Below are 25741 nucleotides of genomic sequence, written 5' to 3' on the forward strand. Positions count from 1 at the left end.
CCTGCACTGGCCGGCGGGCGATTTCCGTGCCGGGCCGGCGGAAGGATGCGGCGATGACACAGGCGGACGGTGCGGCGACGGTCGATGTCTGCGTCGTGGGCGGCTGCGGCCGGGTCGGCCTGCCGCTGGGCATCGCGCTGGCCTCCCGCGGCCTGCGCGTCGTGCTGTACGACATCGACGCCGCCGCGGTCGACCGGGTCAACTCCGGTTCGTTGCCCTTCGCCGAGGAGGGCGCCGCGGAGCCGCTGACCGAAGCGCTGGCCGCCGGCCGGCTGCGCGCGAGCACCGAGGCGACGAGCGTCGGTCTGGCCGACACCCTGGTCGTGGTCGTGGGCACCCCCGTCGACGAGCACCTCAACCCCGACCTCAGCGCGGTGCCCCGGGCGCTGGAACGCTGCGCCGAGCACCTGCACGACGGGCAGCTGGTAATCCTGCGCAGCACGGTCTACCCGGGCGTGACGGCGCTGACCGAGAAGCTGCTGGCGAGCAGGGGCCTCACGGTCGACGTGGCGTTCTGCCCGGAGCGGATCGCCGAGGGCCGGGCGATGACCGAGCTGTTCACCCTGCCGCAGATCGTCGCGGCCCGGACGCCACGGGCCATGGAACGGGCGGAGCTGCTCTTCCGCCGGCTCACCGACTCGATCGTCCCGTTGGAGCCGGAGGAGGCCGAGCTCGCGAAGCTGTTCACCAACACCTGGCGGTACGTGAAGTTCGCGACCGCCAACCAGTTCTGGATGATGGCCAACGACTTCGGCCTCGACTTCGCCCGCATCCGGCACGCCGTCTCGTTCGACTACCCGCGCGCGGCTGACCTGCCGATGCCCGGGTTCGCCGCCGGGCCGTGCCTGCTCAAGGACACCATGCAGCTGGCCGCGTTCAACCGGAACAACTTCGTGCTCGGCCACTCGGCGATGTTGATCAATGAGGGCCTGCCGCTGTACCTGGTCTCCCGGCTGGAGGACCGGTTCGACCTCGCCACGATGACCGTCGGCATCCTGGGCATGGCGTTCAAGGGCGGCAGCGACGACTCCCGCAGCAGCCTGGCGTACAAACTGCGCAAGATCCTCAGGCTCAAGGCGGGGGAGACCCTGTGCACCGACCCGTACGTGGCCGACGACCGGATCCTCCCGCTCGACGAGGTGCTCAGGCGGGCCGACCTGCTGGTGATCGCCGCACCACATGCCGACTACGCCGACCTCGACACCGACCAGCCGCTGATCGACATGTGGGGCCTGACCGGACGGGGCGTGCGGGTATGACGCCCCGGGTCACGGTGGTCATCCCGGTCTACAACGAGGGCGCGGACGTCGTCCGCTGCCTCGACCGCATCCTGTGCGAGGTGCTGCTGCCGGCCGAGGTGCTCATCGTGCACGACATGCCGGAGGACACCACCGTCCCGTACGCCTGGGAGGTCGCCCGCCGCGACCCGCGGGTCCGCCCGGTGCTCAACACGTACGGGCCGGGGCCGGCAAACGCGATCCGGTTCGGCATCGACGCGGCGCGGGCGCCGGTCGCCGTGGTGACGATGGCCGACGGCTGTGACGACCCACGGCAGATCGACGACCTGGCCCGGCTCGTCGACCGTGGTGTGGTGGTCGCCGCCGCGTCCCGCTACATGCCCGGTGGGCAGCAGGTCGGCGGGCCGCGTTTCAAGCGGATGGCCTCCCGGTGGGCCGGGCGCACCCTGTGGCTGCTGGCGAGGGTCGGCACCCGCGACGCGACCAACAGCTTCAAGGCGTACGACACCGACTTCGTCCGCGAGGTCGGCATCGAGTCCCGGACCGGGTTCGAGATCGGCATCGAGCTGACCGCGAAGGCGACCCGGCTGCGCCGCCCGGTCGCCGAGATCCCGACGATCTGGCTGGATCGGCAGCTCGGCGAGTCGCACTTCGACGTGGGGCGGTTCCTGCCCAGCTATCTGCGCTGGTACTTTTTCGCGTTCGGCCGGCGGCTGACCGCGCAGCAACTCGCGGCGCGGTGGGAGGCGCGGCGCCCGGCGCCGGCCACGCCCGCGCCGGACGTGGCGACCGACGCCGACGTGGCGCGGTAGAGGAGGTACGGATGGCGACGGTGTTGGTCACCGGCTCGGCGGGGTTCATCGGCGGCTACCTGGTGGAGGAGCTGCTCAACCGCGGGCACGAGGTGGTCGGGCTCGACAACCACTCGAAGTACGGCCCGGTGGCGCACAGCTACGACGACCATCCCCGCTACCGGTTCGTCGAGGGCGACGCACGCGACGCCGCGCTCCTCGCCGACCTGCTCGCCGGCTGCGACCACTTCGTCGCCGGCGCCGCGATGATCGGCGGGATCTCCTACTTCCACGCGTACGCGTACGACCTCCTCGCCACCAACGAGCGGATCATGGCGGCGTCCTGCGACGCGGCGATCGCGGCGCACCGGGCCGGCCGGCTGCGAAAGGTCACCTACATCTCGTCGTCGATGGTGTACGAGTCGACCGACCGCTGGCCGAGCCGGGAGGGCGACGAGCGGCGGATCCCGCCGCCGCTGTCCTCGTACGGCTTCCAGAAGCTGGCGGTCGAGTACTACGCGCGGGCGGCCTGGGACCAGTACCGGTTGCCGTACACGATCGTGCGGCCGTTCAACTGTGTCGGGGTCGGCGAGGGGCGTGCGCTCGGCGAGGCGGAGGTGCTGTCCGGCAACGTCAAGCTGGCGATGTCGCATGTGGTCCCCGACCTGGTGCAGAAGATCGTCAAGGGGCAGGACCCGCTGCGCATCCTCGGCACCGGCGAGCAGGTGCGGCACTACACCTACGGTGGCGACCTGGCGCGCGGGATCGCGGTGGCGATGGAGCACGAGGCGGCGCGCAACGAGGACTTCAACCTCTCGACCGCCGACTCGACCACGGTGCTGGAGCTGGCCGAGCTGATCTGGCGCAAGATCAAGGGCCCGGACGTGCCGTTCCGCCACGTCAGCGACGAGCCGTTCGAGCACGACGTGACCAAGCGGGTGCCGGACGTCGCCAAGGCCCGCGAGGTGCTCGGCTTCACCGCGACGACCGGCCTCGACGCGATGCTCGACGAGGTGATCCCGTGGGTGACCCGGGCCGTGCACGACGGCCGCCTCTGACCCGCGCCGTGCCCGGTTGGCACCGCGACCCACCTCCCAGGCGGCTGGTGCCGTGACCATGACGACGTCCGCCCGGCGGCGGATCGGCATGTCCGGGGCGGCGGTGGCCGTGGCGGGAGCGCTGACCAACGGGCTCGGCTACCTCGTGCCCGTCCTCGGCGCCCGCCAGCTCGGCCCCGGCGACCTGGGCGCGCTGGCCACCGTCCTCGCGATCGCGGCGATCGCCGGCGTTCCCGGGGTGGGGCTGCAGATCGCGGTCGCGATCCACCGGGCCCGCAACCGCAGCGCGGCGAGCGGCCGGATCGGGTGGCTGACCGCGGCCGTCTGTGCCGGCGCCGTGGTTGTCCTGACGCCGGTCCTGAGCGCGCTGCTGGATCTTCCGCCGGCCGTGACGCTGCTGCTCGCGGTCTACACCGGCGCCGTGGTGGCGGCCGGCAGGTGGTTGGGCGAGTTGCAGGGTGACGAGCGCTTCCTGCGCCTGGCACTCGGCATGGCGGTGCTGGCCGTCGGCCGGTACGCCGGCCTGATCGCCGGCCTGCTGCTCGGCGCCGGCCTGACCGGGTCGGTCCTGGCGGGTACGGCCGTCACGCTGCTGATCCCGCCGGTCCTGGCCCACCTGGCCCGTTCGCGGGTCGACGCGTCGGGCGGCCACGGCATCACCGCCCGTCAGGTCCTCACCGCCTGCTCGGCGACGCTCGCGATGCTCGTCGTCTCGTACGCCGACCTGATCCTGGCCCGCCACCTGCTGCCCGCGGACGCCTCGGGCGGGTACGCGGTCGGGACCGTGCTCACCAAGGGGGCGCTGTGGGCGCCGCAGGTGGTCACGGTGCTGGCGCTCCCGCGCCTGGCGCAGGGCAACCGGCGGGCGCTCATGATCGCCCTCGGGCTGGTGGCCGGCTGCGGCGCGTCGCTGGTGGCGGCGTCGGCGCTCGCCGGTGGGCTCGCGTTCCGCCTGGCGGGCGGCGCCGACTACGTCGGCCTCGGCCGCTACGCGCCGGTCTTCGCCGCCACCGGCGCCCTGTACGCGCTGGTGTTCGTGCTGGTCAACGCCCAGGTGGCGGCGGGCGCGCGGTGGCCATCGGCGCCACTGTGGGCGGCGACGGTCGGCCTGATCGTGGTTGCCGAGTGGATGGTGCCGCACACCTTCACGGCGATCCTGTGGTGCGCGGTCGGCACGGCCGCGGTGGCGCTCGCGCTCACCGCGCTCGCGACCCGCCGGGGAGGCGCGCAGCCGGTGCCGTGACCGGTGCCCTCCGCACCGACGAGGCCCCGGCACGAGGCCAGGGTGTCGACCGGTGCCCGCCGCCGAGCCGATGCCAGCCACGGCGGCCGGTCGCTTCACCATGGGCGAGTCGGCAGCCCTGGGGCGGACCGTATTATGGGGCCGGACCCATCCCAGGCCCTGGATCTGGACCTGGTTGTGGCTGTCGACGCTGCTGCGACGATTCTCGTGCTCGGCGATGGCAGCCGGGTCTCGTAGGCTTTGACAGTGGAAAGCAGCCGGGGGCGGATCATGGCCCATATGTTGGATGCGGCGGAGAACGCCTCGCCGGTCGAGGCGGTCGAGGCGGTCACCCGGGAACTCGGTGTGGCGCTGCGGGCACGTAGCGTCGCGTTCCTGATCGCGGATCTCAGTGGTCGGGCGCTGGTCCGGTTGGCCCACGTACCACTCGACGGTGCCGATGTGGGCCGCCGGGACGGCGCTGAGGGCGCCACGGTGATGCCGTTCGACGGCGGCCCCGCCGAGCAGGCGCTACGCACCCAGACGGCGCAGGTTGTCGCGCGGCCTGACAGGTGGACGGTGTTGACGCCGGTCACCGACCGCGGTGAGGCGATCGGCCTGCTCGAGATGATCCTGCCGGACGAGCCCGCTCCACGGGCGCTGGAGGAGATCGCCCGCACGGCGCACGTGCTGGCCTACGTGGTGATTGCCAACCGGCGGTACACCGACCTTTTCGAGTGGGGGCAACGCACGACCCCCTTCACCCTGTCCGGGGAGATCCAGCGCCGCCTGCTGCCCGGCTCGTTCACGTGTGAGGGCAGTGCGTTCACCCTGTCCGGCTGGCTCGAACCCGCCGCCAGCATCGGCGGGGACACCTTCGACTACAGCCTTTCCCGGGACGAACTGCACTTCAGCGTCACCGACGCGATGGGCCACGGGGTGGCCAGCGCGCTGACGGCCACCCTGGGCGTGGGCAGCCTGCGCAACAGCCGCCGGCGCGGGGAGGGTCTGGTGGAGCAGGCCGCCGCCGCGAATGCCGACGTGGCCGAACACACCGCTGTGCCCGGCAGTTACCTCACCGCGGTCCTCGGCCGTCTCGACCTGCGCACCGGGGTGTGCGCGCTGCTCAACGCAGGGCACGTGCCGCCGCTGCTGGTACGAGACGGGGACACCCGGGCGCTGCCGCTACCGGCCAACTTCCCCCTGGGCATGTTCGCCGAGGCCGACTACCGAGCCGGCGAGATCACGCTGCGACCCGGTGATCGTCTGGTAGTGGTAACCGATGGCATGCGGGAGCGCAACGCCGCCAGCCTGGACCTACCGGCCATGTTGCGGTCGATCACCGGCCTGCACCCGCGCGAGGCCGTCCGGGCGCTGGCCGATGCCGTGCTCAAGGTCAGCGGACCGGCACTGGCCGATGATGCCACCCTGTTCATCCTCGACTGGCACAGCGGGCACAGCGAGGAACGGCGTACCAGCTCCGGCGCCGACCAGGCGCGTGCCAGCACCGCGCTGCCCGACTGACTAACGGCCTGTCGCGTCGTCCGTGGACGGCACATCGGCCTCAGCCGCCTGCACGCTGTCGTAGACACGGATGGCTCGATCCACCGATGTGACCGCCAGGACGCTGTGCACGGCGGGCTGCACCGCGGCGAGGCACAACCGACCGCCGACGTCACGCAACGCCTTGAACATCATCACCAGCGCGCCGAGCCCGCTGGAGTCCATGAACCCCACCCCGGCCAGATCCACCACCACCTGGCGGTCACCGGCGTCGACCAACCGTTGCAGACCCTCGCGCAACTGCGGGGACGTCGCCATGTCCAGCTCGCCGCCCACTTCGAGCACGGTGCAACCCCGGCCCGGCCGGACCGACAACAGCAACCCCACAACGACCTCCCCACGCCGGTGATCCCGGCTTACCCTAACTGCCAGCGGGCGAACCGCCGCCGGGCCGGCGTACGTCGAGCCGACATCCTGACCGTTTCACCTCAGCAACCCCGGGTAGTGCTGAGCACAGCCGGAGCATCCCGCCTTAGGGTGTGACGCAGTAGTCCGGCGGGTCACGCACGGGCCGGGGGAGGAGCCACACAATGCGGTTGAGTATGACGCTGTCACTCCCGCGTCAACCGTCCTCGGTGACCCGGGCCCGCCATGTACTCGCCACCCTGCTGAGCCTCACCGACGCCGCCGAGGACTCTCGTGGCCACCTCGCCGTGCTGATCACCGAGGCATGCGCCAACGCGGTGATACACGCCGATCTCGACAGCGTCGTCGACCTCGCCATCGTCATCGACGACGAGGTGTGCCTGCTCAAGGTCGGCAACCGCGGCAGTACCCCCGATGGCGCGGGACTCGATGCTGAGCTCCCCGCCCCGCTCACCGTCGGCGGCCGTGGACTGCCCCTGATCGCCGCACTGTCCGACACGGCCGCCTTCGTCGCCGGGCCACCGGACCAGGTGCTGCTACACATCACCAAAAACCTCGATTGACGTACGAAAGCCGCGTCACCACCCTCAGTAGGTTCCTCCTTCCGAGACGCGGCGGGTGTCTCTGGGCGGATCCCGTGGCGGGGCGACCGCCACGGGGAGTAGCGGCTGAAGGGCGTCCAGCAGCGGACCGGGGTGGATCGGGGCGCCATTGGGGTCTTGTCCGGCCTCGAACTCGCCGATCTCCAGCCCGACGACGTCGAACTCGCTCATGGCGAGCGCGGCGGATCTGAGATCGCTGAGCGTGAGGCCGCCCGGCACGAGGTAGTCGGTGGGCACGATGCCGGGCTCGAGGACGTCGCAATCGATGTGTACGTAGACCGGACGGCCGGCGATCGCGGCCCGCAACCTTTCCGCCAGGTCTGGGCCTACCTCGACCAGCGTGATCACGCCGTCATCGATCAAGGACTGTTCGGCCGGGTCGATGTCGCGTACCCCACAGAGGATCGCGTTTTCTGGTTTCAGCCCCTGTCCCAGCCCGGAGTCCCACATGCCGAGCGGGCCACTGAGGGCGAGGCCTCCGAGGTAACCAGTGGTGGTGCTCTGGGGTGTGTTGAGATCCGCATGCGCGTCGAACCAGACGACCACCGCATCTGGGCGGTGCCTGGCGACGACCGGGAGCGTGGCCAGGGCGACCGCGCAGCGGCTCAGCGCTGTGACGGGAAGAGCGCCGTCGCGGAACAGCTCGTCGAAGTGCTCCGACATGGCGTGGAGCGCCGGTCGGGCCAGGGCCAGTTCCTCGTCCCAGTTCGTGCACAGTGCGGGCTGGGGCGACCCGATGACGACCGGCGCTGACCCCAGGCGAGCTGCGAGTTCGGCTGCGATCATGCCCGATCCCCGCATGGCGTGGTCATTGTGGTCGCCGGCGCGGGCCGCGAAGTGGGTGATCACCGGTTCCGGGGTGTTGGAGGCGGACACGGGTTCTCGCTTTCACCAGAGCTGGCAGTGACGACCTGACCGTAGGAGCCGTCGAAGTAGTGACACAATGAGCAAGTAGTGCGCAATCTGCTGCATCTTCCAGCAGATTGCACAGAGGAAGGGGGCGATCTGCGTGCTGGATGATCTCGATCACCGACTGATCTCAGAGTTGCGTCACGACAGCCGCGCCCCGGTCGCCGTCCTGGCCCGGGTCCTCGGTGTGAACCGATCGACGGTGACCACGAGAATCGAGCGGCTCCGCGACTCCGGGGTGATCGAGGCGTTCACGGTTCGGCTGAGCAACGACGTCGACCGGGACGCCATCCGGGGCGTCACGATGGTCAGGATCGAACCGAACCGTGGCCAGGACGTAGTGCGGGCGGTGCGGGGCTACCCCGAGGTCGAGACTCTGTTCTCCACGATCGGGGCCTGGGATCTGGTCCTACAGCTGCGCGCCGCCTCACTGTCGGAGTTCGATCTCGCACTGGAGAGAATCCGTGGACTCGCGGGGGTCCTGGACACGCAGACGAGCCTGCTGTTCAACTCGCTGACGGGTGACCGCCCAGCCGTTGGAGCAGACCGCCCGGCGGGGACCACCGCGGGCGTGGTCAGCCGCGCAGGCGTAGGCCGCGGGGAGTCGCCCGGAAGCCGGCGGCGGTGAGCGCGTCGCGCAGCGGGGACGCGGAGATCGCCTCCCCGTCGGCCCGCTCCACCGAGATCGCCCCGAGCGCGCCGGAGTGCACCGCGTCGGCCAGCGCCTTGCCGGCCGCCGCGAGGGCGTCGGGGTCGTCGGCGAAGGAGAGGATCGTCCGGCCGCCGCGCTCGACGTAGAGCAGCAGGTCGCCGCCGACCAGCACGACCAGCGCGCCCGCCTTGCGGCCGGCCCGGTGCCCGGTGGCCGGGGCCGCCCCGTCGCCGGAGTCGACCACGCGCTCGGGCCAGGGCAGCGCCGCGCCGTACGGGTTGGCGGGGTCGGTGGCGGCCAGCACCAGGGCCGCCCCGCCCCGGCCCCGGCCAGGCCCGGCCGGGTCGGCGAGGGCGCGGATCCGCTCCACCGCCCCCGGCACCGCGAACTGGGCCGCGCCCAGCCCCTCCACGAAGTACCCCCGGCGGGCCGCGCCGCGCTCCTCCAGCGCCGACAGCACCGGGTACACGGCCGCGAAGCCGCCGGTGACCTGTTCGGCGACGACCGCGCCCCGGGTCACCACGCCGTGCCGCTCCAGCAGCACGTCGGCCAGGGCGGCGGCCCGCCGGGTGGGATCCAGGTCCCGTTCCGGCAGGCGGGACCAGCGGCCGGCGACGGTGGGCGGGCCGGTGCGGCTGGGCAGCGCGACCCGGCCGGGGCGGCGGTACCGGGTGCGCGGCGCGGTCGGCCGGGACCGGTGCGCCCCGCCGCCGCCGAGCGCCGCCCGCAGCGGGGCGAGGGTGTCGTTGGTGAGGTGCCCGGCCCACACCAGGTCCCAGAGCGCGGCGGTCAGCGCGGCGTCGTCGGTGGACTCCACCCGGTCGGACAGCGACCGGAAGAACAGCGCCTGCCCGTCGGCGAGCGCGTCCAGCACGGCGTCGTGCAGCGGGGTACGGGTCAACGCGTCGTCGGGCGGCGGGAGCAGCAGCGGCGCGGAGTCGGCGTACGCCAGGGTGACCCAGCCGTCGCCGCCGGAGATCGCCCCGGCCCCGGCCCAGACCACCTCGCCGCTGGCGCACAGCTCGTCGAGCTGGGCGGGGGAGTAGTCGGCGACCCGGCCGGGCAGCACCAGGCGTTCCAGCGCGGACGCCGGCACCGCCGCGCCCTGCAACTGCTCGACGGCGGCGGCCAGCGCCTCCACCCCCCGCGCCGACGCCCCGACCTGCTGCCAGCGGGGCAGGAACGCGGCGAGGGCCCGGGGCGGCACCGGCTCGATCTCCCGGCGCAGCGCGGCCAGGGACCGGCGGCGCAGCATCCGCAGCACCTCGGCGTCGCACCACTGGGTGCCCACGCTGTCGGGGGCGAACTCGCCGGACACCACCCGCCCGGTCGCGGCGAGCCGGCGCAGCGCCTGCTCCACCACGAACACCCCGAGCCCGAACCGGGCCGCGCAGGTGGCGGCGGCGAACGGGCCGTGGGTGCGGGCGTACCGGGCGACGAGATCGCCGAGCGGGTCGGCCACCGGGGCGAGGTACGCCTCGGCCACCCCGACCGGCAGCGCCACGCCCAGCGCGTCGCGCAGCCGGGCGGCGTCCTCGACGATCACCCAGCGGTCCTCGCCGGCGATCCGTACCCGCAGCACCCGGCGGGCCGCCGCCAGCCCGGTGAGCCAGTCGAGGGGGGCGCCGCGTTCGGCCAGTTCCGCCTCGGACAGGTCGCCGAGGGTGCGCAGCAGCTCGACGGCGTCCTCGGCGTCGCGGGGGCGGCGCTGCTCGGTGCGCCAGCGCAGCTGCCGCTCGGTCTCGGCGAGCACCGCCGGGTCGAGCAGCTCGCGCAGGTCGACCCGGCCGAGCAGCTCGCCGAGCAGCGCCGAGTCCAGCGCCAGGGCGGCGGCCCGCCGCTCGGCGAGGGGGGCGTCGCCCTCGTAGAGGAACGCGCCGACGTACCCGAAAAGAAGCGATCGGGCGAACGGCGACGGCTGGGTCGTCTCCACCTCCACCAGGCGGACCTTGCGGGTGGCCAGGTCGCGCATCAGCCCGGCCAGCGCCGGCTGGTCGAAGACGTCCTGGAGGCACTCCCGGGCGGCCTCCAGGGTGACCGGGAAGTCGGCGTACTCGCGGGCCACGTCGAGGAGTTGGGCGGCGCGTTGGCGCTGCTGCCACAGCGGCTGCCGGCGGCGCGGGTCGCGGCGGGGCAGCAGCAGCGACCGGGCCGCGCACTCCCGGAACCGGGACGCGAACAGCGCGGACGTGCCGACCGACTCCTCGACGAGCTGAGTGATCTCGTCGGGCTCGAAGACCACCACGTCGGCCCCGGGCGGCTCCTCGGCGGTGTCCGGCAGCCGCACCACGATCCCGTCGTCCGACGGCATGACCTGGGCGTCGACGCCGTACCGTTCGGCCAGCCGGCGGCCGATCGCCAGCGCCCAGGGGCCGTTGACCCGGGCCCCGAGCACCGAGTGCACGGCGAGCCGCCAGTCGCCCAGCTCGTCGCGGAACCGCTCGACCAGCACCGTCCGGTCGTCCGGCAGGGACCGGGTGGCGGCCTGCTGCTCCCGCAGGTACGCCATCAGGTTTCCGGCGGCCCAGTCGTCCAGCCCTCCGGCGCGCAGCGCGGCCACCGCCGCCTCGTCGCCGTGGCGCACCAGGGCGCGCACCCGGGCACCGATGGCCCGGCCCAGCTCCACGGGGCGGCCGAGCTGGTCGCCCTTCCAGAACGGCATCCGCGCGGCCTGGCCGGGGGCGGGCGACACCAGCACCCGGTCGGGGGTGATCTCCTCGATCCGCCACGAGGACGAGCCGAGCAGGAACACGTCGCCGATGCGCGACTCGTAGACCATCTCCTCGTCCAGCTCGCCCACCCGGGCGGCCCGCTCCGCGCCGGCGAGGAAGACCCCGAACAGGCCCCGGTCGGGGATGGTGCCGCCGCTGGTGACGGCGAGGCGCTGCGCGCCGGGCCGGCCGGTGAGCACGTCGGCGGCCCGGTCCCAGACCAGCCGGGGCCGCAGCTCCGCGAACGCGGTCGACGGGTACCGGCCGGAGAGCATGTCCAGCACGGCGTGCAGCGCGGAGTCGGGCAGCTCGGCGAAGGGCGCGGCCCGGCGGACCAGGACGGCCAGGTCGCCGACCCGCCACGGCTCCAGCGCGACCATCGCGACGATCTGCTGGGCCAGCACGTCGAGGGGGTTGCGCGGGTGGTGCAGCTCCTCGATCGCGCCCTCGGCCATCCGCCCGGCGACCACCGCGCAGGACAGCAGGTCGCCCCGGTGCTTCGGGAAGACCACGCCCCGGGAGACCGCGCCGACCTGGTGCCCGGCCCGGCCGACGCGTTGCAGGCCGGCGGCGACGCTGGGCGGGGCCTCGATCTGCACCACCAGGTCGACCGCGCCCATGTCGATGCCCAGCTCCAGGCTGGAGGTGGCCACCACGGCGGGGAGCTGCCCGGACTTGAGCGCCTCCTCGATGTGCTTGCGCTCTTCCCTGGAGACGCTGCCGTGGTGGGCGCGGGCGATCACCGGGGCCGCCCCGGCCGCTGCGCCGGACTGGGCCATCACCTCGGCTGGCGGCCGGCCGCCGGAACCGCTGGCGCCGGAACCGCCGACGCCGGAATCTCTGGTATCGGAATCTCTGGTGTCGGAACCGGCGGTGTCGGAACCGCCGGCGGCGGCCAGCTCCTCGGCGGCCAGTTCGTTGAGCCGGGCACAGAGCCGTTCGGCGCTGCGCCGTGAGTTGGTGAAGACGATCGTCGAGCGGTGCGCCCGGACGAGGGAGAAGACCCGTTCCTCCACGGCCGGCCAGATCGAGGCCCGGCGCGGGCCGGGGCCACCGAGGTCGTCGGCGGGCTGTTCCCGCTCGTCGAGGCGGGTCATGTCCTCCACCGGGACCTGGACGCTCACCTCGATGGTCTTGGCGCTGGGCGGCTGCACCACATCGACCGGGCGGGCTCCGCCGAGGAACCGGGCGCAGGCGTCGACCGGCCGGACGGTGGCGGACAGGCCGATCCGCTGGGCGGGGGCGGGCAGCAGATCGTCGAGGCGCTCCAGGGAGAGCGCGAGGTGTGCGCCGCGCTTGGTCCCGGCGACCGCGTGCACCTCGTCGACGATGACCGTCTGCACGCCGCGCAGCGAGTCCCGCGCGGCGGAGGTGAGCAGCAGGAACAGCGACTCGGGGGTGGTGATGAGGATGTCCGGCGGGGTGCGGGCGAAGGCCCGCCGCTCGTCGGCGGGGGTGTCCCCGGTGCGCATCCCCACGGTGATCTCCGGCGGGGCCACGCCCAGCCGGGTGGCGGCCTGCCGGATGCCCGCGAGGGGGGCGCGCAGGTTGCGTTCGACGTCGACGGCGAGCGCCTTGAGCGGGCTGACGTAGAGCACCCGGCAGCGCTGCCGGGCCTCGGCCGGCGGCGGTGACCCGGCGAGCCGGTCCAGCGACCAGAGGAACGCCGCGAGGGTCTTGCCGGAGCCGGTGGGCGCGACGACCAGGGCGTTTCGGCCCGCCGCCACGGAACGCCAGGCGCCGACCTGGGCGGCGGTGGGCGCGGCGAAGGCCGCGGCGAACCATTCCCGGGTCGCCGCCCCGAACCCCGCCAGCACCCGCGCCGCGTCCGCCGCGCCCGGCCCGGCCGTCACCTCCGCCATGCCCCCATCCTGCCCCGGAGGTGGGACATCCAGGCCGGCCAGGAGAGGCGGCCCACGCCCGACCAGTACGGATGGCTGTTCGACTGCGGCGAAATGCGCCCAGAAAGCGCCTTTTCTTCCGTTAAGTCTTACTTAACTGCTTGCTCGTGCGCCGCAACCTAAAGTAACTTCACTCACAACGCTAGGGGTGAGGAGAGCGGATGGCTGTCGAGGAACGAGGTGCCGGGTTCGGTGCCGACGTGCTCATTCGCAAGGTCGACAGCCATCTTGCCGCACTGCGCGCCAGCCTGCACAGCCCTGAGCTGGAGCTGGCCGAGCAGCTCGCGAGCTGCCTGCGGGAGCTGGTCCGGCAGACCGCCCAGTCCAGCGCGGCCGACCGGGGGCAGGTCCGCGTCGCCGTGCACTACTTCGTCCTGCGCCGGGAGAGCCGTGGACGGTTGCTTCCCGTGCGGTCCCTCGCCGCCGCCCAGCGCGTGGTCAACAAGGTCGTGCTCCAGCTCGGCCGCCCCGACCTGCTGGTGGAGACCCGCCGCGACCCGCTGCTGGAGGACCGCCCCCGCCTGCGGTTCGAGACCCGCCCCGAGCCCCGGCCGCACGATTGTGTGAACCGGTGAACGTGGGCGGACCCAGCGATTCCTCGCCCTGGAAGAAGCGGTAGGCGTCCTCGAACTCGCGGTACATCTTCTCGTCGTCGAACCATGCCGAGGTGCTCCGGCAGAGCTCGTCGTGGTCGCGCTCCGATCGCCCAGCAGCCAGCCACACGCCGAAGCCCAAGGGCCGGCCGTACGCCGGGCTTGATCGCGCTCGAACACGGAAATAGTGGCCTCCGCCGCGGCGGGAGAGCACTATTCCCCGGATCAAGCGCGACCTTGCGGGCGGGACCCCAAGCGGGACCCCGGGCGGACCCCCGGGCTGACCCCCGGGCGGGACCCCGGACGGGGCCCGGGCGGGACCCCGGGCGGATCCCGGGCGAATCCCGGGCGGGATCCGGGGCGGGACCCCGGGCGGGATCCGGGGCGGGACCCCGGCGGGGGTCAGGCTCCGCCACGGAACAGGCCCCCGGCGTATGCCGAGGGCCTGCGGGCCGAACGGGGTCAGCCGACGTTCTTGGCCAGGTCGACGAGACCGCGCCAGGCATCCGGGGAGAAGGCCAGCGTTCCGCCGTCACGGTCCTTCGTGTCACGGACGAGGACGACGCCGGGCAGGTTGTCGGCGACCTCGACGCAGTCGCCGCCGTTGCCGCCGCTCTTGGTGCTCTTGCGCCACTGCGCGCCGGTCATGTCCATGCTGCTGCCGCTTCCCTCAGGAGGTCCAGGGACTGCGACCGGGACAGGGCCTCGCCCCGGATGCGTTCCCACCGTCGTTCGAGCGTAGCAAGCTGGGACGCCTGATCGATGATGTGCGCCTGGGCCTGGCTGTCCACGTGTGCCACCCGCGTCCCGCCGGGAAGCTCGGCGATCGTGAAGGGGCCGTCGAGCCCCGGATAGGTCGGGGCGTCGCGGGGAACGATGTGCAGTTGGACGGTCGGAAGCTCCGCGCAGGTCACCAGGTGGGCGAGCTGGTCCGTCATGGTCGCCCGCCCTCCGGCCGCCGCCCGGTGGATCACCTGCTCGTCGATGACAACGACGGTCAGCGGCGCTTCGTCGCAGGTGAGGATCGCCTGCCGGTTGATCCGGGCCGCGACCAGGTCGTCGACCTCGGCCGGCGATAATGGCTGCCCATGGAACGTGGCGCGCGCGTACGCCTCGGTCTGTAACAGGCCCGGAATCCATGCGAACTGGAAGGCCCGCAGCGCGACCGCCGCGCGCTCGATGTCGACCCACGGCCGGAACCACACCGGTTCCCGGCGCAGAGCATCCGGCCACAGGTCGGCGACGTCCTTTCCGAGGATCTTCGCGATTTCGGCACGGTGCCGGGTCTGCGGAATGCGACCCGGGTTGGCCCAGCGGGCGACGGTCTTCGGGTGAATCCCTATGCGACCTGCGAGGCTTTCGGAGGTCTCGCACGCCTCGGCGAGGGCTGCGACGAACGCGTGGTTCATGCCTGAGTCCCTTCAAGAGCAAACAGAACGTCCGAAAGAAATCATCTAACGCTGTGTGATTGCTCCGCAACCCTCGGCAGGCTGTCATCGGGACGGCGTGGGTTGGCAGGCGAGGAGTGCGCCCCGGCCCGCGTTCGTCGAGGGGGCCGCCCGGTCCTTCCCGCGCACCCGAGCGGGTGGCCCCCTCTCCAATCTCCACGGACAGGGGGATCACCGTGCCGAAGCGAGAGCCGCCCCGGAGGGCGGCGGTGACCGCCCGACCGATCCACCCGGGCGACGTACTGCACCTGACCCGTGCCGCGAGCCCGCAGTTCGTCAAGCCGATCACCGTACGGGTCATTCGCGAGATGAAGAACCAGCACACGTACCACGGCTGGACGTGGATCGAGGCGTACGAGCTGAACGCCGCAGGCGACGCCGTCGCGAAGCGCGAGCTGTTCGTGCTGCGCGAGGGGCTGCACCGGCTCGCCGCGGCCCCACGGCAAGCCGCGCCTGTCCGGAGTGCCAATCCCACCCGGGTGTCCTGATGCCCCGCCCACACCTGCCGATGCGTCCCGCCTGGCTGTGCCGGGTCTGCGCCGCACAGTGGCCCTGCCCGCCGGCGCAGCTCGACCTGCCCACCGAGTTCCACGGCCACACCGTCGCGCTCGTCTTCTACCTGGCCGCCATGATGCACGACGCCATGGACGACATGTACCGACTCGGCGGTCGCCCCGACAGAACTGCGATGCACGCCCGGTTCCTCGGCTGGCTGTCCCTGACCCGCCGCCACCCCGCACCGAACGGCGCTGACCGCCCGCCGCCGCGCCCTGAATTCCGGCAAAACCGCCCATAGGGCCGCGAACTGGCGTCTGATCGCTCATAGGCGCTTCCCTTGGCGCGCACGGCTGCCACCTCGACCGGGAGCGCGGGTGCTCGTACTGCTGATCCTCCACCTCGTGGCGGCGCTCGTCGCGCCGCTGCTGGTCCGGTGGTGGGGACCGCGGGCCTGCTATCCGCTGGCGCTCGCGCCGGCCGCCGCGTTCGGCTGGGCGCTGGCCCGCACGCCCGCGGTGCGCGACGGCGGCGCGGTGGTCGAGACGTACCCCTGGGTGCCGCAGCTACGGCTGGAGCTGGCGTTCCGGATGACCACCCTGTCCTGGCTGATGACCCTGCTGGTCGGCGGCGTGGGGGCGCTGGTGCTGGTCTACTGCGCCCGGTACTTCTCCGCCGGGTCGCGGGGGCTGGCCCGGTTCGCCGCCGTGCTGGTGGCCTTCGCCGGCGCGATGCTCGGCCTGGTGCTCTCCGACGACCTGCTGCTGCTCTACGTCTGCTGGGAGCTGACCACGATCTTCTCGTACCTGCTGATCGGGCACAGCAGCGAGCGGCGGTCCAGCCGCTGGGCCGCCGGCCAGGCGCTCATGGTGACCACCCTCGGCGGGCTGGCCATGCTGGTCGGGTTCCTGATGCTCGGCCGGCACGCCGACGGGTACCGCTTGTCCGCCCTCGCGGCGGCAGACCTGCCGCACGGTGGCTACCTGGCCACGGCCGTGCTGCTGGTGCTGGCCGGGGCGCTGAGCAAGTCGGCGGTGCTGCCGTTCAGCTCCTGGCTGCCGGCGGCGATGGCCGCGCCCACGCCGGTCAGCGCGTACCTGCACGCGGCGGCGATGGTGAAGGCCGGCATCTACCTGCTCGGGCTGCTCGCCCCGGTGCTCGCGGCGGCCGGCCCGTGGCGGCCCGTGGTGGTCACCGCCGGGCTGCTCACCATGCTGGCCGGCGGGTGGGCGGCGCTGCGCCAGACCGACCTGAAGCTGCTGCTGGCGTACGGCACGGTCAGCCAGCTCGGACTGCTCACCGTGGTCCTCGGGGCGGGCACCCCGCAGGCCGCGCTGGCCGGCACCGCGATGCTGCTCGCCCACGCCCTGTTCAAGGCGGCGCTCTTCCTCGTCGTCGGCGCGATCGACCACACCACCGGCACCCGGGACCTGCGGGAGCTGTCCGGGCTCCGCCGGCACGCCCCGCTGCTGGCCACGGTCGGGACGCTCGCCGCGGCCTCGATGGCCGGGGTGCCCCCGCTGGTCGGCTTCGTCGCCAAGGAGGCGGTTCTCGCCGCGTTCACCGACCATCCGCTGGTCCTCGCCGGACTGGTCGCCGGGACCGTGCTGACCGTCGCCTACAGCGCCCGCTTCGTCTGGGGCGCGTTCGCCGACCGGCCGCCCGTCGCGCCCGTCGAGCCGGACCCGGTCCCCGTCGCCATGCTGGGGCCGCCGGCCCTGCTGGCCGTCGCCGGGCTCGTCGTCGGGCTGCTCGCCGGCCCGCTGGGCCGCCTGCTGCGCCCGTACGCCGAGCTGCTCGGCCCGGTCGACGAGGGCCTCGCGCTGTGGCACGGGCCGACCGCCGCGCTCGGCCTCTCCGCCCTGGCACTCGGCGGCGGCGCGGTGCTGTTCGCGCTGCGCGGCCCGCTCGCCCCCGTGGTGGCGCGGGTCCGCGTGCCGGTGGACGGCGCCCGGGGGTACGAGTGGCTGACCCACCAGTTCGACCGGCTCGCCATCGAGGTCACCAGCGTCACCCAGCGCGGGTCCCTGCCCCAGTACCTCGGCACCATCCTGATCGTCCTGGTGGTCGTGCCCGGCGGGGCGATGCTGGCCGCGCGCCCCTGGCGGCAGGGGATCGTCTTCTGGGACAACCCGTTGCAACTGGTGGTGGGGCTGGTCATCGCGGTGGCTGCGTTGGTGGCCGTCGGCGCCCGCCGCCGGCTCACCGCGATGTTGCTGGTCGGGGTCACCGGCTATGGCATCGCGATGCTGTTCGTCCTGCACGGCGCGCCGGACCTGGCGCTGACCCAGTTCCTGGTGGAGAGCTCCACCATCGCGGTCTTCGTGCTGGTGCTGCGCCGGCTGCCCGAGCGGTTCTCCGCCCGTCCGCTGCGCCGCAGTCGCTGGGTACGCCGCTCGATCGGCGTGGCCGTCGGCGTGGTGCTAGGCGGGTTCTCCCTGGTCGCGGCCGGGGCCCGGACCGCGACGCCGATCTCGCTGGCCTTCCCGGACCTGGCGGTCGCCGCCGGGTACGGGCGCAACGTCGTCAACGTGACCCTGGTCGACATCCGGGCCTGGGACACCATGGGCGAGATCTCGGTGCTGGTGGTGGCCGCGACCGGGGTGGCCAGCCTGATCTTCGAGCGCTCCCGGACCGGTCCCCGCCCGCGCCGCCCCCGCCGCCCCGAGGCGCCCCGCCATCCGGGGCCGCAGCGGCCGGTCTGGCTGCGCGGCGGGCCGACCCTGCGGGAGCACCGCCGATCGATCGTCTTCGAGGTGGTCACCCGGCTGCTCTTCCACACCATCGTGCTGTTCTCCCTGTTCCTGCTCTTCGCCGGTCACAACGCGCCGGGCGGCGGCTTCTCCGGCGGCCTGGTGGCCAGCCTCGCCCTGGTCGTGCGCTACCTGGCCGGCGGCCGGTACGAGCTGGCCGAGGCGGCCCCGGTCTCCGCAGGCACGATCCTCGGCGCGGGCCTGGCGGTGTCGGTCGGCACCGGCGTGGCCGCCCTCGTCGCCGGCCGGTCCGTGCTGGAGAGCGTGAAGATCGACCTCGCGCTGCCCGGCGTCGGAGACCTCCACGTCGTCTCGTCGCTCCTCTTCGACGTCGGCGTCTATCTGATCGTGGTCGGCCTGATGCTGGACATCCTGCGCAGCCTCGGCGCGGAGATCGACCGGCACATCGAGGCGGCCGGCCAGCGCGGGCGCGGGCTGGTCGTCGACCCGAAGGGGAAGCTGCGGTGAACGGAACCGGGACGACCATGGTGCTGGTCGTGGTCGTCGGCGTGCTCGCCGGCACCGGCGTCACCCTGCTGCTGGAGCGCAGCCTGACCCGCATCCTGCTCGGCGTCATCCTGCTCGGCAACGGGGTGAACCTGCTGGTCCTGATCGGTGGCCGGTCCGGTGGGGCCCCGGTGGTCGGCACTGGCCCGGTCGACCGGATGAGCGACCCGCTGACGCAGGCGATGGTGCTCACCGCCATCGTGATCACCTTCGGGCTCACCGCGTTCCTGCTCGCCGTCGCGTACCGCAGCTGGTACCTGCAGGGCAACGACGAGGTGCAGGACGACCTGGAGGACCGCCAGGTCGCCGAGTTGGCCGCTCGCAACGAGCTGCCCGCGCCCGACCTCGGCGGCGAGGGACCGGACAGTGACCCGGAGCAGGTCGCCCCGGAGCCGCACCTGCGCCGCCTGCGGCGGACGGAGGAGCCGTGACCGGTCACCAGGCGCTCGTACCCCTGCCGGTGGTGGTGCCCCTGCTGGGCGCCGCGCTCACCCTGCTGCTGGCCAACCGGCCCCGGCTGCAACGCGACGTCAGCGTGGTCGGGTTGAGCACCAGCCTGGTGGTCGCCGTGGTGCTGCTGGTCGAGGCGTACCGGCACGGGCCGGTGGTGGTGCGGATCGGTGGGTGGCCCCCGCCGGTGGGGATCGTGCTGGTGGCCGACCAGCTCGCCGCGCTGATGGTGGTGGTCTCCTCGGCGGTGACGCTGTGCGTGCTGCTCTACTCGATCGGCCAGGGGCAGGGGGAGACCGGCGAGTCGGCCCCGCTGACCATCTACCACCCCACCTACCTGGTGCTCACCGCCGGCGTGACCAACGCCTTCCTCGCCGGCGACCTGTTCAACCTCTTCGTCGGCTTCGAGATCCTGCTGGCCGCGAGCTTCGTGCTGATCACGCTCGGCGGCACGGAGGTCCGGATTCGGACCGGGTCGATGTACGTGGTGGTCAGCATCCTGTCCTCGATGATCTTCCTGGCCGGGGTGGGCCTGGTGTACGCGGCCACCGGCACCCTCAACATGGCCCAGCTCGCCCAGCGGCTCGACGCGCTGCCGGACAACGTACGGCTCTGCCTCCAGCTCATGCTGCTGCTGGCGTTCGGGATCAAGGCGGCGGTGTTCCCGTTGTCGGCCTGGCTGCCGGACAGCTACCCGACCGCGCCCGCGCCGGTCACCGCGGTCTTCGCCGGCCTGCTCACCAAGGTCGGCGTGTACGCGATCATCCGCACCGAGACCCTGCTCTTCCCCGGCGGCCAGGTCTCCGGGCTGCTGATGGTGGTGGCCGGGCTGACCATGGTGGTCGGCATCCTCGGCGCGGTCGCCCAGTCGGACATCAAGCGGATCTTCTCGTTCACGCTGGTCAGCCACATCGGCTACATGATCTTCGGGGTGGCGCTGAGCACCGTCGCCGGGCTGGCCGGGGCGATCTTCTACGTGGCGCACCACATCACCATCCAGACCACCCTGTTCCTGGTCGCCGGGCTGGTCGAGGAGCGGGCCGGCAGCACCGACCTGCGCCGGCTCGGCGGGCTGGCCCGGGTCGCCCCGCTGCTCGCGGTGCTCTTCTTCGTGCCCGCGATGAACCTCGCCGGTATCCCGCCGTTCTCCGGGTTCCTCGGCAAGCTGGGCCTGCTCCAGGCCGGGGTGGCGGTCGGCGGCCCGCTGTCCTGGGCGCTGGTCGCCGCCGGCACCGCCACCAGCCTGGTCACCCTCTACGCCGCGTCCCGGGTCTGGAGCATCGCGTTCTGGCGGGAGCCCCAGCTGGCCACCACCGAGCCGACGGTCCGGCTGCCCGCCCTGATGATCGGCGCCACCGCCGCCCTGGTGGTGCTGGGGCTGGTGTTCACCGTCGCCGCCGGTCCGCTGTTCGAGGTCAGCACCGACGCGGCCACCGACCTGCGGGCCCGCACCCCGTACGTGCGGGCCGTGCTTCCCGGCGGCGTGCCGTGACCGGGGCCCGCCGCCCGGCCGCCCCCGGCGACCCGCAGCCCGCGAAGGGGCGGGACGGCCCGGTCGGCCCAGACGGCCCGGTCGGCCCAGACGGCCCGGACGGGCCGGCGGCCCGGGGCCAAAGCCGGGCCGTGCGGTGGCGGGACCGGCTGACGGCCCTCGCCTGGATGGTCGGGGTCTGGAACCTGCTCTGGGGCCGGCCCTCCTGGGGCAACCTGCTGGGCGGGCTGCTGGTCGGCGTGGCCGTGCTGGTGTTCTTCCCGCTGCCGCCGGTCACCTTCGGCGGCCGGCTGCGCCCCTGGGCGCTGCTCGTGCTGGCGGGCCGGTTCGTCACGGAACTGGTCGGCGCCAGCATCCACGTGGCCCGGGTCGCCGTGCAGCCCGGCTATCTGCCCCGGGGCGCCATCATCGCGGTACGCCTGCGGGTGCGCACCGACCTGAACCTGGCGCTGACCGCCGAGGCGATCTCGCTGGTCCCCGGCACCCTGATCATCGAGGTCGACCGGGAACGCGGCCTGCTCTACGTGCACGTGCTCGACGTACGCGGCCCGGCGGACCTGACCGACAGCCGGGACCGGGTCCTCGCCACCGAGGCCAGGATCGTCCGCGCGATCGGTTCCGCCGCCGAACTCCGCCTGCTGGACACCCCTGCCCCGGACGTGCCCGCCCCGGCCGTCGCAGATCCCGACCGTCCCACTGACAGGGGGCCAGACCAGTGACCTTGCTGCTCGCCGCCGTGCTCACCGTGCTCTTCTCGGTGACCGCGCTGCTCGCGCTGACCCGGCTGTACCGCGGCCCCTCGCTGCTGGACCGCGTGGTCGCGGCCGACGTGCTGCTCAACACGATGGCCGGCGCGGTCGGGGCGGAGGCGGCGGTCAACCGGCACGCCACCACCCTGCCGGTGCTCGTGGTGCTGTCCCTGCTCGGCTTCGTCGGTGCGGTGGCCGTGGTCCGCTTCGCCGTCCGGGAGGAGTCGTGAGCGCGGGCGCGGTCGCCGACTGGCTGGGCGCGGCCTGCCTGGTCGCCGGCGGACTGCTCAGCCTCGCCGCCGGGATCGGCGTGCTGCGCTTCCCGGACGTGCTCGACCGGATGCACGCGGCCACCAAGCCACAGGTGCTCGGCGTGCTGCTGCTGCTCGTCGGGGTGGCGTTGCGGCTGCGCACGACGTCCGACATCGGCATGATCTTCCTGGTCGCGGTCTTCCAGTTGGCCACCGCGCCGGTCGCCGCCCAGATGGTCGGCCGGGCCGCGTACCGCTCGGGCCGGGTCGACCGCTCCCTGCTCGACGTCGACGAACTCGCCGAGGAGCGGTGAGGGCGTCCCTCAGCGGGCACTCAGCCGACGCCGATAAAATGGGCCACATGATCGACTCTTCTGCCCAGGAGGGCAGCAGTAGCCAGCCGGGTCGCGCCCGGCATCTTCCCGTCCCGACGGCCCCGGGAGCCCTGAGCAACCCGTGTTGATCGTCGTAGGACTCGCCCTCATCATCGTTCTCACCGCCGCCACGGGTTACTTCGTGGCCCAGGAGTTCGGCTACGTCGCCGTGGACCGGGGGCGGCTCAAGCAGCTCGCCGACGAAGGCGACCAGGCCGCCGCCCGGGCCCTCGAAGTGACCGGCCGGCTCTCCTTCATGCTCTCCGGCGCACAGCTCGGCATCACGGTGACCGCCCTGCTGGTCGGTTACGCCGCCGAGCCCTACCTGGGCGCGGGGCTGGCCGAGCTGCTCGACGTGGCCGGGGTGTCCACCGCCGTCGCCCTGCCGCTGTCCGTCGCGCTGGCCCTGCTCATCGCAACCGTCGTGCAGATGGTCCTCGGCGAGCTGGCCCCGAAGAACCTGGCCATCGCCCGAGCCGAGCAACTGGCCCGGGCGTTGAGCCGGTCCACCCTGATGTACCTGAAGGTCGCCGGGCCGGTGATCACGCTCTTCGACAAGGCCGCCGTCCGGCTGCTCCGTCGGATCGGCATCGAGCCGATCGAGGAGCTGCCCAGCGGCGCCACCCCGAAGGACCTGGAACAGATCATCGCCGAGTCCCGGGAGGAGGGGCACCTGAACGCCGAGATGTCCGACCTGCTCGACCGTGGGCTCGACTTCCGGACGCTGACCGCCGGGGAGGCCATGGTGCCCCGGGTCGACGTGCACACCGTCCGGGCACACGAGCCGCTGAGCCGGGTGGTGGAGCTGCTCGACACCGGGCACTCCCGGTTCCCCGTCCGGGGCACCGAGGGCGTCGACGACCTGGTCGGCGTCGTCGGCATCGCCGACGTGCTGGCCGTGCCCCCGGCCGAGCGCGCGACCACCCCGGTCAGCGCGGTGGCCGGGCCCCCGCTGCTGGTGCCGGAGACGCTGCCGCTGCCGACGGTGCTGGACCGCCTCCGGGTCGGGCACCGGCAGCTCGCCTGCGTGGTCGACGAGTACGGCGGCTTCGCCGGCGTGATCACGCTCGAGGACATCGCCGAGGAGCTGGTCGGCCCGATCCGGGACGAGGACGATCCGCCGGATCGGGCCCCCGCCCGGCAGGACGACGGCTCCTGGGTGGTGCCGGCCCGCTGGCGGATCGACGAGGTCGCCGACAGCACCGGCATCGCCCTGCCCGAGGCCCCCGAGTACGACACCCTCTCCGGGCTCGTCATGCGCGAGCTGGGCCGGGTGCCCGAGGTGGGCGACCGGCTGGAGATCGCCCTGGTGGCCGACGGTGACGCCCAGACCGAGCGGCGCGCCCTGGTCGAGGTGCTCGCGGTGGACCGGCACGTCGCCGACTCGGTGCGGCTCCGGCTCACCGGGGCCACCGCGGGCGAGGGGGAGACGGCATGAGCCCGGGAGTGGCGCTCCTCGTCTCCGTGGTGCTGCTGGCGCTGAACGCGTTCTTCGTGGCCGCCGAGTTCGCGCTGGTGGCCAGCAAGCGGTATCGACTGGAACAGGCCGTCGCCGAGGGCGGCGGCCGGGGGGCCCGTGCGGCCCTGGACGGCGTACGCGAGCTGTCCCTGATGCTGGCCGGCGCGCAGCTCGGCATCACGCTGTGCACGCTGGGCCTGGGCGCGTTGGCCGAGCCGGCGATCGAGGGCCTGCTCAGCCCGCTGCTGCACGCCGTGGGCCTGCCGACGGCGGCCAGTCACATCGTCGCGCTGGTGTTCGCCCTGACCCTGGTCACCTTCCTGCACCTGGTGGTCGGCGAGATGGCCCCGAAGTCCTGGGCGATCACCGACGCGGAGCGCTCGGCGACCCTGCTGGCGCTGCCGTTCCGGGCCTTCGCCCGGGTGGCCCGGCCGGTGCTGTCGCTGCTCAACGCCCTGGCCAACGCGATCCTGCGGCTGGTCCGGGTGAACCCGCAGGACCAGCTCGCCCAGGTGCACGGCCCGGCCGAGCTGCGCATCCTGCTGGAACAGTCCCGCGAGCACGGGCTGCTCGGCGCCGAGCAGCACCAGTTGCTCACCAGCATGCTGGAGCTCCAGGGCACCACGGTCGCCCAGGTGATGGAGCCGTTCGACCAGATCGTCACGGTCCGCCGGGACGATCCGGCGGAGCGGATCGAGGAGGTCTCCCGGGACAGCGGCCGGTCCCGGCTGGCGGTGCTGGACTCCGGCGGCGAGGTGTGCGGCCTGGTGCACGTCCGGGAGGCCGTGCGGGCCACCACCACCGGCCGGACGGCCACCGCCGGCGAGCTGATGAGCGCCGCGTTCACGCTGCCGGGGACGGCGTCGGTGACGGAGGCGGTGACCGCGATGCAGGGCCAGCAGGCCCAGCTCGCCCTGGTCCGCAACGGCGGCGGACCGACCCGCCCGATCGGCTTCGTGGCGCTGGAGGACCTGCTGGAGGAGGTCATCGGCGAGTTCGACGACGAGACCGACCCGGTGCCCCGGGGCCGCCGGCTGCGCTGAGGCCGTCGGGGGCCGCCGGCTGCACTTGAGGACTGTCCGGGGCCGGTCCGGCGACCAGCCGGGCCGGCCCCTGGCGTCCGCGCCGGTCCGGCAGGACTGTCCGGCCGCCGACCGGGAAAGCCGTGCCACCACCGAGGGGGTACGGAGGGGGCGGCGTGCGGCTGACCGGGGTGTCGCCGGAGTCCGGCCGGACCGGGCTCGCGGTGCACACCACGCTGGCGAATCCGAGCACCCGCCCCGGGTTGCGGCTGCCCGGGCGGGTGACGCTGCACGCCGGTCGCGACGATGTCCCCGTCCGGCGGCTCCGGCTCGGCCTGGTCACCCAGGTCGAGCCGGACGACCCGGGCGCCCCCCGCCGGCTCGTGCAGTTCCACCAGGTGTCGATCGCCGGGGCGTTCGTGGTGCCGGCCGGGCGGCGGCGGGCGGTCGACTTCGCGCTGCCGCTGCCCTGGGAGACCCCGGTCACGATCTTCGGTGGAGTGCCGCTGATGAGCCTGCGGATGGGCCTGCGCACCGAGGCGTCGGTCGACGTCGACCTGGAGCAGGGCGCGATGGTCCCGCTCTTCGTGCACCCCCTGCCGACCCAGCAGCACGTCCTCGCCGCCCTGGACGCGCTCGGGTTCAGCCTGCGCCAGGCCGGCCTGGTCGCCGCCCGGCTGCCCGGGGTGGAGCAGGCGCTGCCGCTGCACCAGCGGCTCGGCTGGTGGGTCGCGCCGCTCTACGCCGGCCCGATCACCGAGCTGGAGGTGATCTTCGTGGCCAACTCCGCCGGCCTGGAGGTGATCCTCTGGGCCGACCGCAGGCTCTCCCTGGCCGGGATCACCCACCAGAGCATCAGCCGGTTCCGGGTCTGGCATGCCGGCGCGGACCGGGCCGACTGGGTCGCCGTGGTGGACGGCTGGCTGCGACACGCGATCAACCGGCACGCCGCGGCGGCGGCGCACGGTCACTGGTCGGCCCGGATCAGCGAGTCGGCGCACGTGAGCCGCCGGCCGGACCAGCCGGTCCGGCCGGGCTACGGGCTGGGCGGCACCGCCGGCGGCGCGGGCATCGGCGGGGGCGGGGGCGGCGGCGACGGCACCTGAGCCGTACGCCGCCGCCCCCGGGGGTCGTG

General features: G+C 73.4%; 24 protein-coding genes. 19 read left to right on the forward strand and 5 right to left on the reverse strand.

Annotated elements, in window-relative coordinates; translation table 11 throughout:
• The first annotated feature begins 53 nt into the window (after positions 1 to 53).
• From ACQPZO_RS07920 to ACQPZO_RS07940, 5 genes are all read left to right on the forward strand, one after another.
• The gene (locus ACQPZO_RS07920) at positions 54 to 1259 is read left to right on the forward strand and encodes a nucleotide sugar dehydrogenase (protein ID WP_433348379.1); all 1206 of its coding nucleotides are present in this window, start codon (positions 54 to 56) and stop codon (positions 1257 to 1259) included.
• The gene (locus ACQPZO_RS07925; RefSeq protein ID WP_433348381.1) at positions 1256 to 2050 is read left to right on the forward strand and encodes a glycosyltransferase family 2 protein; all 795 of its coding nucleotides are present in this window, start codon (positions 1256 to 1258) and stop codon (positions 2048 to 2050) included. The genes ACQPZO_RS07920 and ACQPZO_RS07925 overlap by 4 nt, the downstream gene beginning before the upstream one ends.
• An 11-nt stretch (positions 2051 to 2061) precedes the next feature.
• Positions 2062 to 3087, forward strand: a complete 1026-nt coding sequence (locus tag ACQPZO_RS07930) for an NAD-dependent epimerase/dehydratase family protein (protein ID WP_433348383.1) — start codon at positions 2062 to 2064, stop codon at positions 3085 to 3087.
• A gap of 58 nt (positions 3088 to 3145) precedes the next feature.
• Complete coding sequence (locus tag ACQPZO_RS07935; protein WP_433348385.1) at positions 3146 to 4330, forward strand: polysaccharide biosynthesis protein; 1185 nt, start codon at positions 3146 to 3148, stop codon at positions 4328 to 4330.
• A 246-nt stretch (positions 4331 to 4576) separates the two neighbouring features.
• Complete coding sequence (locus ACQPZO_RS07940; protein ID WP_433348387.1) at positions 4577 to 5833, forward strand: PP2C family protein-serine/threonine phosphatase; 1257 nt, start codon at positions 4577 to 4579, stop codon at positions 5831 to 5833.
• Here the strand turns inward: ACQPZO_RS07940 and ACQPZO_RS07945 are convergent, their stop codons facing one another.
• Positions 5834 to 6148 carry an STAS domain-containing protein gene (locus tag ACQPZO_RS07945; protein ID WP_433348389.1) on the reverse strand — a complete coding sequence of 105 codons (315 nt, stop codon included), beginning with the start codon at positions 6146 to 6148 and terminating at the stop codon, positions 5834 to 5836. It lies immediately after the preceding gene.
• Positions 6149 to 6414: 266 nt separating this feature from the next.
• Here ACQPZO_RS07945 and ACQPZO_RS07950 point away from each other — a divergent pair, with 266 nt between their 5' ends.
• Positions 6415 to 6801, forward strand: a complete 387-nt coding sequence (locus ACQPZO_RS07950; protein ID WP_433348392.1) for an ATP-binding protein — start codon at positions 6415 to 6417, stop codon at positions 6799 to 6801.
• Between the two features lie 24 nt (positions 6802 to 6825).
• Here the strand turns inward: ACQPZO_RS07950 and ACQPZO_RS07955 are convergent, their stop codons facing one another.
• Positions 6826 to 7716, reverse strand: coding sequence for an arginase family protein (locus ACQPZO_RS07955; RefSeq protein WP_433348394.1), 891 nt, complete (start codon positions 7714 to 7716; stop codon positions 6826 to 6828).
• Positions 7717 to 7849: 133 nt separating this feature from the next.
• Here ACQPZO_RS07955 and ACQPZO_RS07960 point away from each other — a divergent pair, with 133 nt between their 5' ends.
• Positions 7850 to 8377: an Lrp/AsnC family transcriptional regulator gene (locus ACQPZO_RS07960; RefSeq protein WP_433348396.1), complete on the forward strand. Its 528-nt coding sequence runs from the start codon at positions 7850 to 7852 to the stop codon at positions 8375 to 8377.
• On the opposite strand, the gene ACQPZO_RS07965 is transcribed toward ACQPZO_RS07960, so the two are convergent.
• A complete protein-coding gene (locus ACQPZO_RS07965) occupies positions 8325 to 12974 on the reverse strand; it encodes an ATP-dependent helicase (RefSeq protein ID WP_433348398.1) in 4650 nt (1549 codons plus the stop codon). The two genes, ACQPZO_RS07960 and ACQPZO_RS07965, sit on opposite strands and share 53 nt — an antisense overlap.
• Before the next feature lie 200 nt (positions 12975 to 13174).
• Between ACQPZO_RS07965 and ACQPZO_RS07970 the strand changes: the two genes are divergently transcribed.
• Positions 13175 to 13588, forward strand: a complete 414-nt coding sequence (locus ACQPZO_RS07970) for a hypothetical protein (protein ID WP_433348400.1) — start codon at positions 13175 to 13177, stop codon at positions 13586 to 13588.
• A gap of 480 nt (positions 13589 to 14068) precedes the next feature.
• Here ACQPZO_RS07970 and ACQPZO_RS07975 read toward each other — a convergent pair whose 3' ends face one another.
• Positions 14069 to 14254 (reverse strand): DUF397 domain-containing protein, encoded by a 186-nt coding sequence (locus ACQPZO_RS07975; protein WP_433348402.1) that lies wholly within the window; start codon positions 14252 to 14254, stop codon positions 14069 to 14071.
• Positions 14251 to 15015 carry a Scr1 family TA system antitoxin-like transcriptional regulator gene (locus ACQPZO_RS07980; protein WP_433348404.1) on the reverse strand — a complete coding sequence of 255 codons (765 nt, stop codon included), beginning with the start codon at positions 15013 to 15015 and terminating at the stop codon, positions 14251 to 14253. Before ACQPZO_RS07980 ends, ACQPZO_RS07975 begins: the two co-directional genes overlap by 4 nt.
• A 248-nt stretch (positions 15016 to 15263) precedes the next feature.
• On the opposite strand from ACQPZO_RS07980, the gene ACQPZO_RS07985 reads away from it, so the two are divergent.
• The 11 genes from ACQPZO_RS07985 (at position 15264) to ACQPZO_RS08035 (ending at position 25712) form a co-directional block, all read left to right on the forward strand.
• Positions 15264 to 15542, forward strand: coding sequence for a hypothetical protein (locus ACQPZO_RS07985; RefSeq protein ID WP_433348406.1), 279 nt, complete (start codon positions 15264 to 15266; stop codon positions 15540 to 15542).
• A complete protein-coding gene (locus tag ACQPZO_RS07990) occupies positions 15542 to 15850 on the forward strand; it encodes a hypothetical protein (protein ID WP_433348408.1) in 309 nt (102 codons plus the stop codon). The genes ACQPZO_RS07985 and ACQPZO_RS07990 overlap by 1 nt, the downstream gene beginning before the upstream one ends.
• A gap of 76 nt (positions 15851 to 15926) precedes the next feature.
• Positions 15927 to 18770 carry a Na+/H+ antiporter subunit A gene (locus ACQPZO_RS07995; protein WP_433348410.1) on the forward strand — a complete coding sequence of 948 codons (2844 nt, stop codon included), beginning with the start codon at positions 15927 to 15929 and terminating at the stop codon, positions 18768 to 18770.
• A gap of 17 nt (positions 18771 to 18787) precedes the next feature.
• Positions 18788 to 19240, forward strand: coding sequence for a Na(+)/H(+) antiporter subunit C (locus tag ACQPZO_RS08000; protein WP_433350866.1), 453 nt, complete (start codon positions 18788 to 18790; stop codon positions 19238 to 19240).
• Complete coding sequence (locus ACQPZO_RS08005; RefSeq protein ID WP_433348412.1) at positions 19237 to 20751, forward strand: Na+/H+ antiporter subunit D; 1515 nt, start codon at positions 19237 to 19239, stop codon at positions 20749 to 20751. Before ACQPZO_RS08000 ends, ACQPZO_RS08005 begins: the two co-directional genes overlap by 4 nt.
• The gene (locus tag ACQPZO_RS08010; RefSeq protein ID WP_433348414.1) at positions 20748 to 21470 is read left to right on the forward strand and encodes a Na+/H+ antiporter subunit E; all 723 of its coding nucleotides are present in this window, start codon (positions 20748 to 20750) and stop codon (positions 21468 to 21470) included. The genes ACQPZO_RS08005 and ACQPZO_RS08010 overlap by 4 nt, the downstream gene beginning before the upstream one ends.
• The gene (locus tag ACQPZO_RS08015; protein WP_350885291.1) at positions 21467 to 21730 is read left to right on the forward strand and encodes a monovalent cation/H+ antiporter complex subunit F; all 264 of its coding nucleotides are present in this window, start codon (positions 21467 to 21469) and stop codon (positions 21728 to 21730) included. Before ACQPZO_RS08010 ends, ACQPZO_RS08015 begins: the two co-directional genes overlap by 4 nt.
• Positions 21727 to 22065: a monovalent cation/H(+) antiporter subunit G gene (gene mnhG, locus ACQPZO_RS08020; RefSeq protein ID WP_433348416.1), complete on the forward strand. Its 339-nt coding sequence runs from the start codon at positions 21727 to 21729 to the stop codon at positions 22063 to 22065. The genes ACQPZO_RS08015 and mnhG overlap by 4 nt, the downstream gene beginning before the upstream one ends.
• Before the next feature lie 142 nt (positions 22066 to 22207).
• The gene (locus ACQPZO_RS08025) at positions 22208 to 23563 is read left to right on the forward strand and encodes a hemolysin family protein (protein ID WP_433348418.1); all 1356 of its coding nucleotides are present in this window, start codon (positions 22208 to 22210) and stop codon (positions 23561 to 23563) included.
• A complete protein-coding gene (locus tag ACQPZO_RS08030) occupies positions 23560 to 24627 on the forward strand; it encodes a hemolysin family protein (protein ID WP_433348420.1) in 1068 nt (355 codons plus the stop codon). Before ACQPZO_RS08025 ends, ACQPZO_RS08030 begins: the two co-directional genes overlap by 4 nt.
• 155 nt (positions 24628 to 24782) lie before the next feature.
• Positions 24783 to 25712 (forward strand): sporulation protein, encoded by a 930-nt coding sequence (locus tag ACQPZO_RS08035; RefSeq protein WP_433348422.1) that lies wholly within the window; start codon positions 24783 to 24785, stop codon positions 25710 to 25712.
• Positions 25713 to 25741 lie beyond the last annotated feature (29 nt).

The sequence above is a fragment of the Micromonospora sp. CA-111912 genome, from assembly GCF_050948415.1.
GTDB lineage: Bacteria > Actinomycetota > Actinomycetes > Mycobacteriales > Micromonosporaceae > Micromonospora.

Excerpts from the sequence above, each read along its gene's own strand:
- ACQPZO_RS07950 (WP_433348392.1), top strand. The coding sequence starts at position 6,415 with ATGACGCTGTCACTCCCGCGTCAACCGTCCTCGGTGACCCGGGCCCGC.
- ACQPZO_RS07925 (WP_433348381.1), top strand. The coding sequence starts at position 1,256 with ATGACGCCCCGGGTCACGGTGGTCATCCCGGTCTACAACGAGGGCGCG.
- ACQPZO_RS07975 (WP_433348402.1), bottom strand. The coding sequence starts at position 14,254 with ATGACCGGCGCGCAGTGGCGCAAGAGCACCAAGAGCGGCGGCAACGGC.
- ACQPZO_RS08000 (WP_433350866.1), top strand. The coding sequence starts at position 18,788 with ATGGTGCTGGTCGTGGTCGTCGGCGTGCTCGCCGGCACCGGCGTCACC.
- ACQPZO_RS08030 (WP_433348420.1), top strand. The coding sequence starts at position 23,560 with ATGAGCCCGGGAGTGGCGCTCCTCGTCTCCGTGGTGCTGCTGGCGCTG.
- ACQPZO_RS07970 (WP_433348400.1), top strand. The coding sequence starts at position 13,175 with ATGGCTGTCGAGGAACGAGGTGCCGGGTTCGGTGCCGACGTGCTCATT.
- ACQPZO_RS07965 (WP_433348398.1), bottom strand. The coding sequence starts at position 12,974 with ATGGCGGAGGTGACGGCCGGGCCGGGCGCGGCGGACGCGGCGCGGGTG.
- ACQPZO_RS07920 (WP_433348379.1), top strand. The coding sequence starts at position 54 with ATGACACAGGCGGACGGTGCGGCGACGGTCGATGTCTGCGTCGTGGGC.
- ACQPZO_RS07980 (WP_433348404.1), bottom strand. The coding sequence starts at position 15,015 with ATGAACCACGCGTTCGTCGCAGCCCTCGCCGAGGCGTGCGAGACCTCC.
- ACQPZO_RS07935 (WP_433348385.1), top strand. The coding sequence starts at position 3,146 with ATGACGACGTCCGCCCGGCGGCGGATCGGCATGTCCGGGGCGGCGGTG.
- ACQPZO_RS07990 (WP_433348408.1), top strand. The coding sequence starts at position 15,542 with ATGCCCCGCCCACACCTGCCGATGCGTCCCGCCTGGCTGTGCCGGGTC.
- ACQPZO_RS07930 (WP_433348383.1), top strand. The coding sequence starts at position 2,062 with ATGGCGACGGTGTTGGTCACCGGCTCGGCGGGGTTCATCGGCGGCTAC.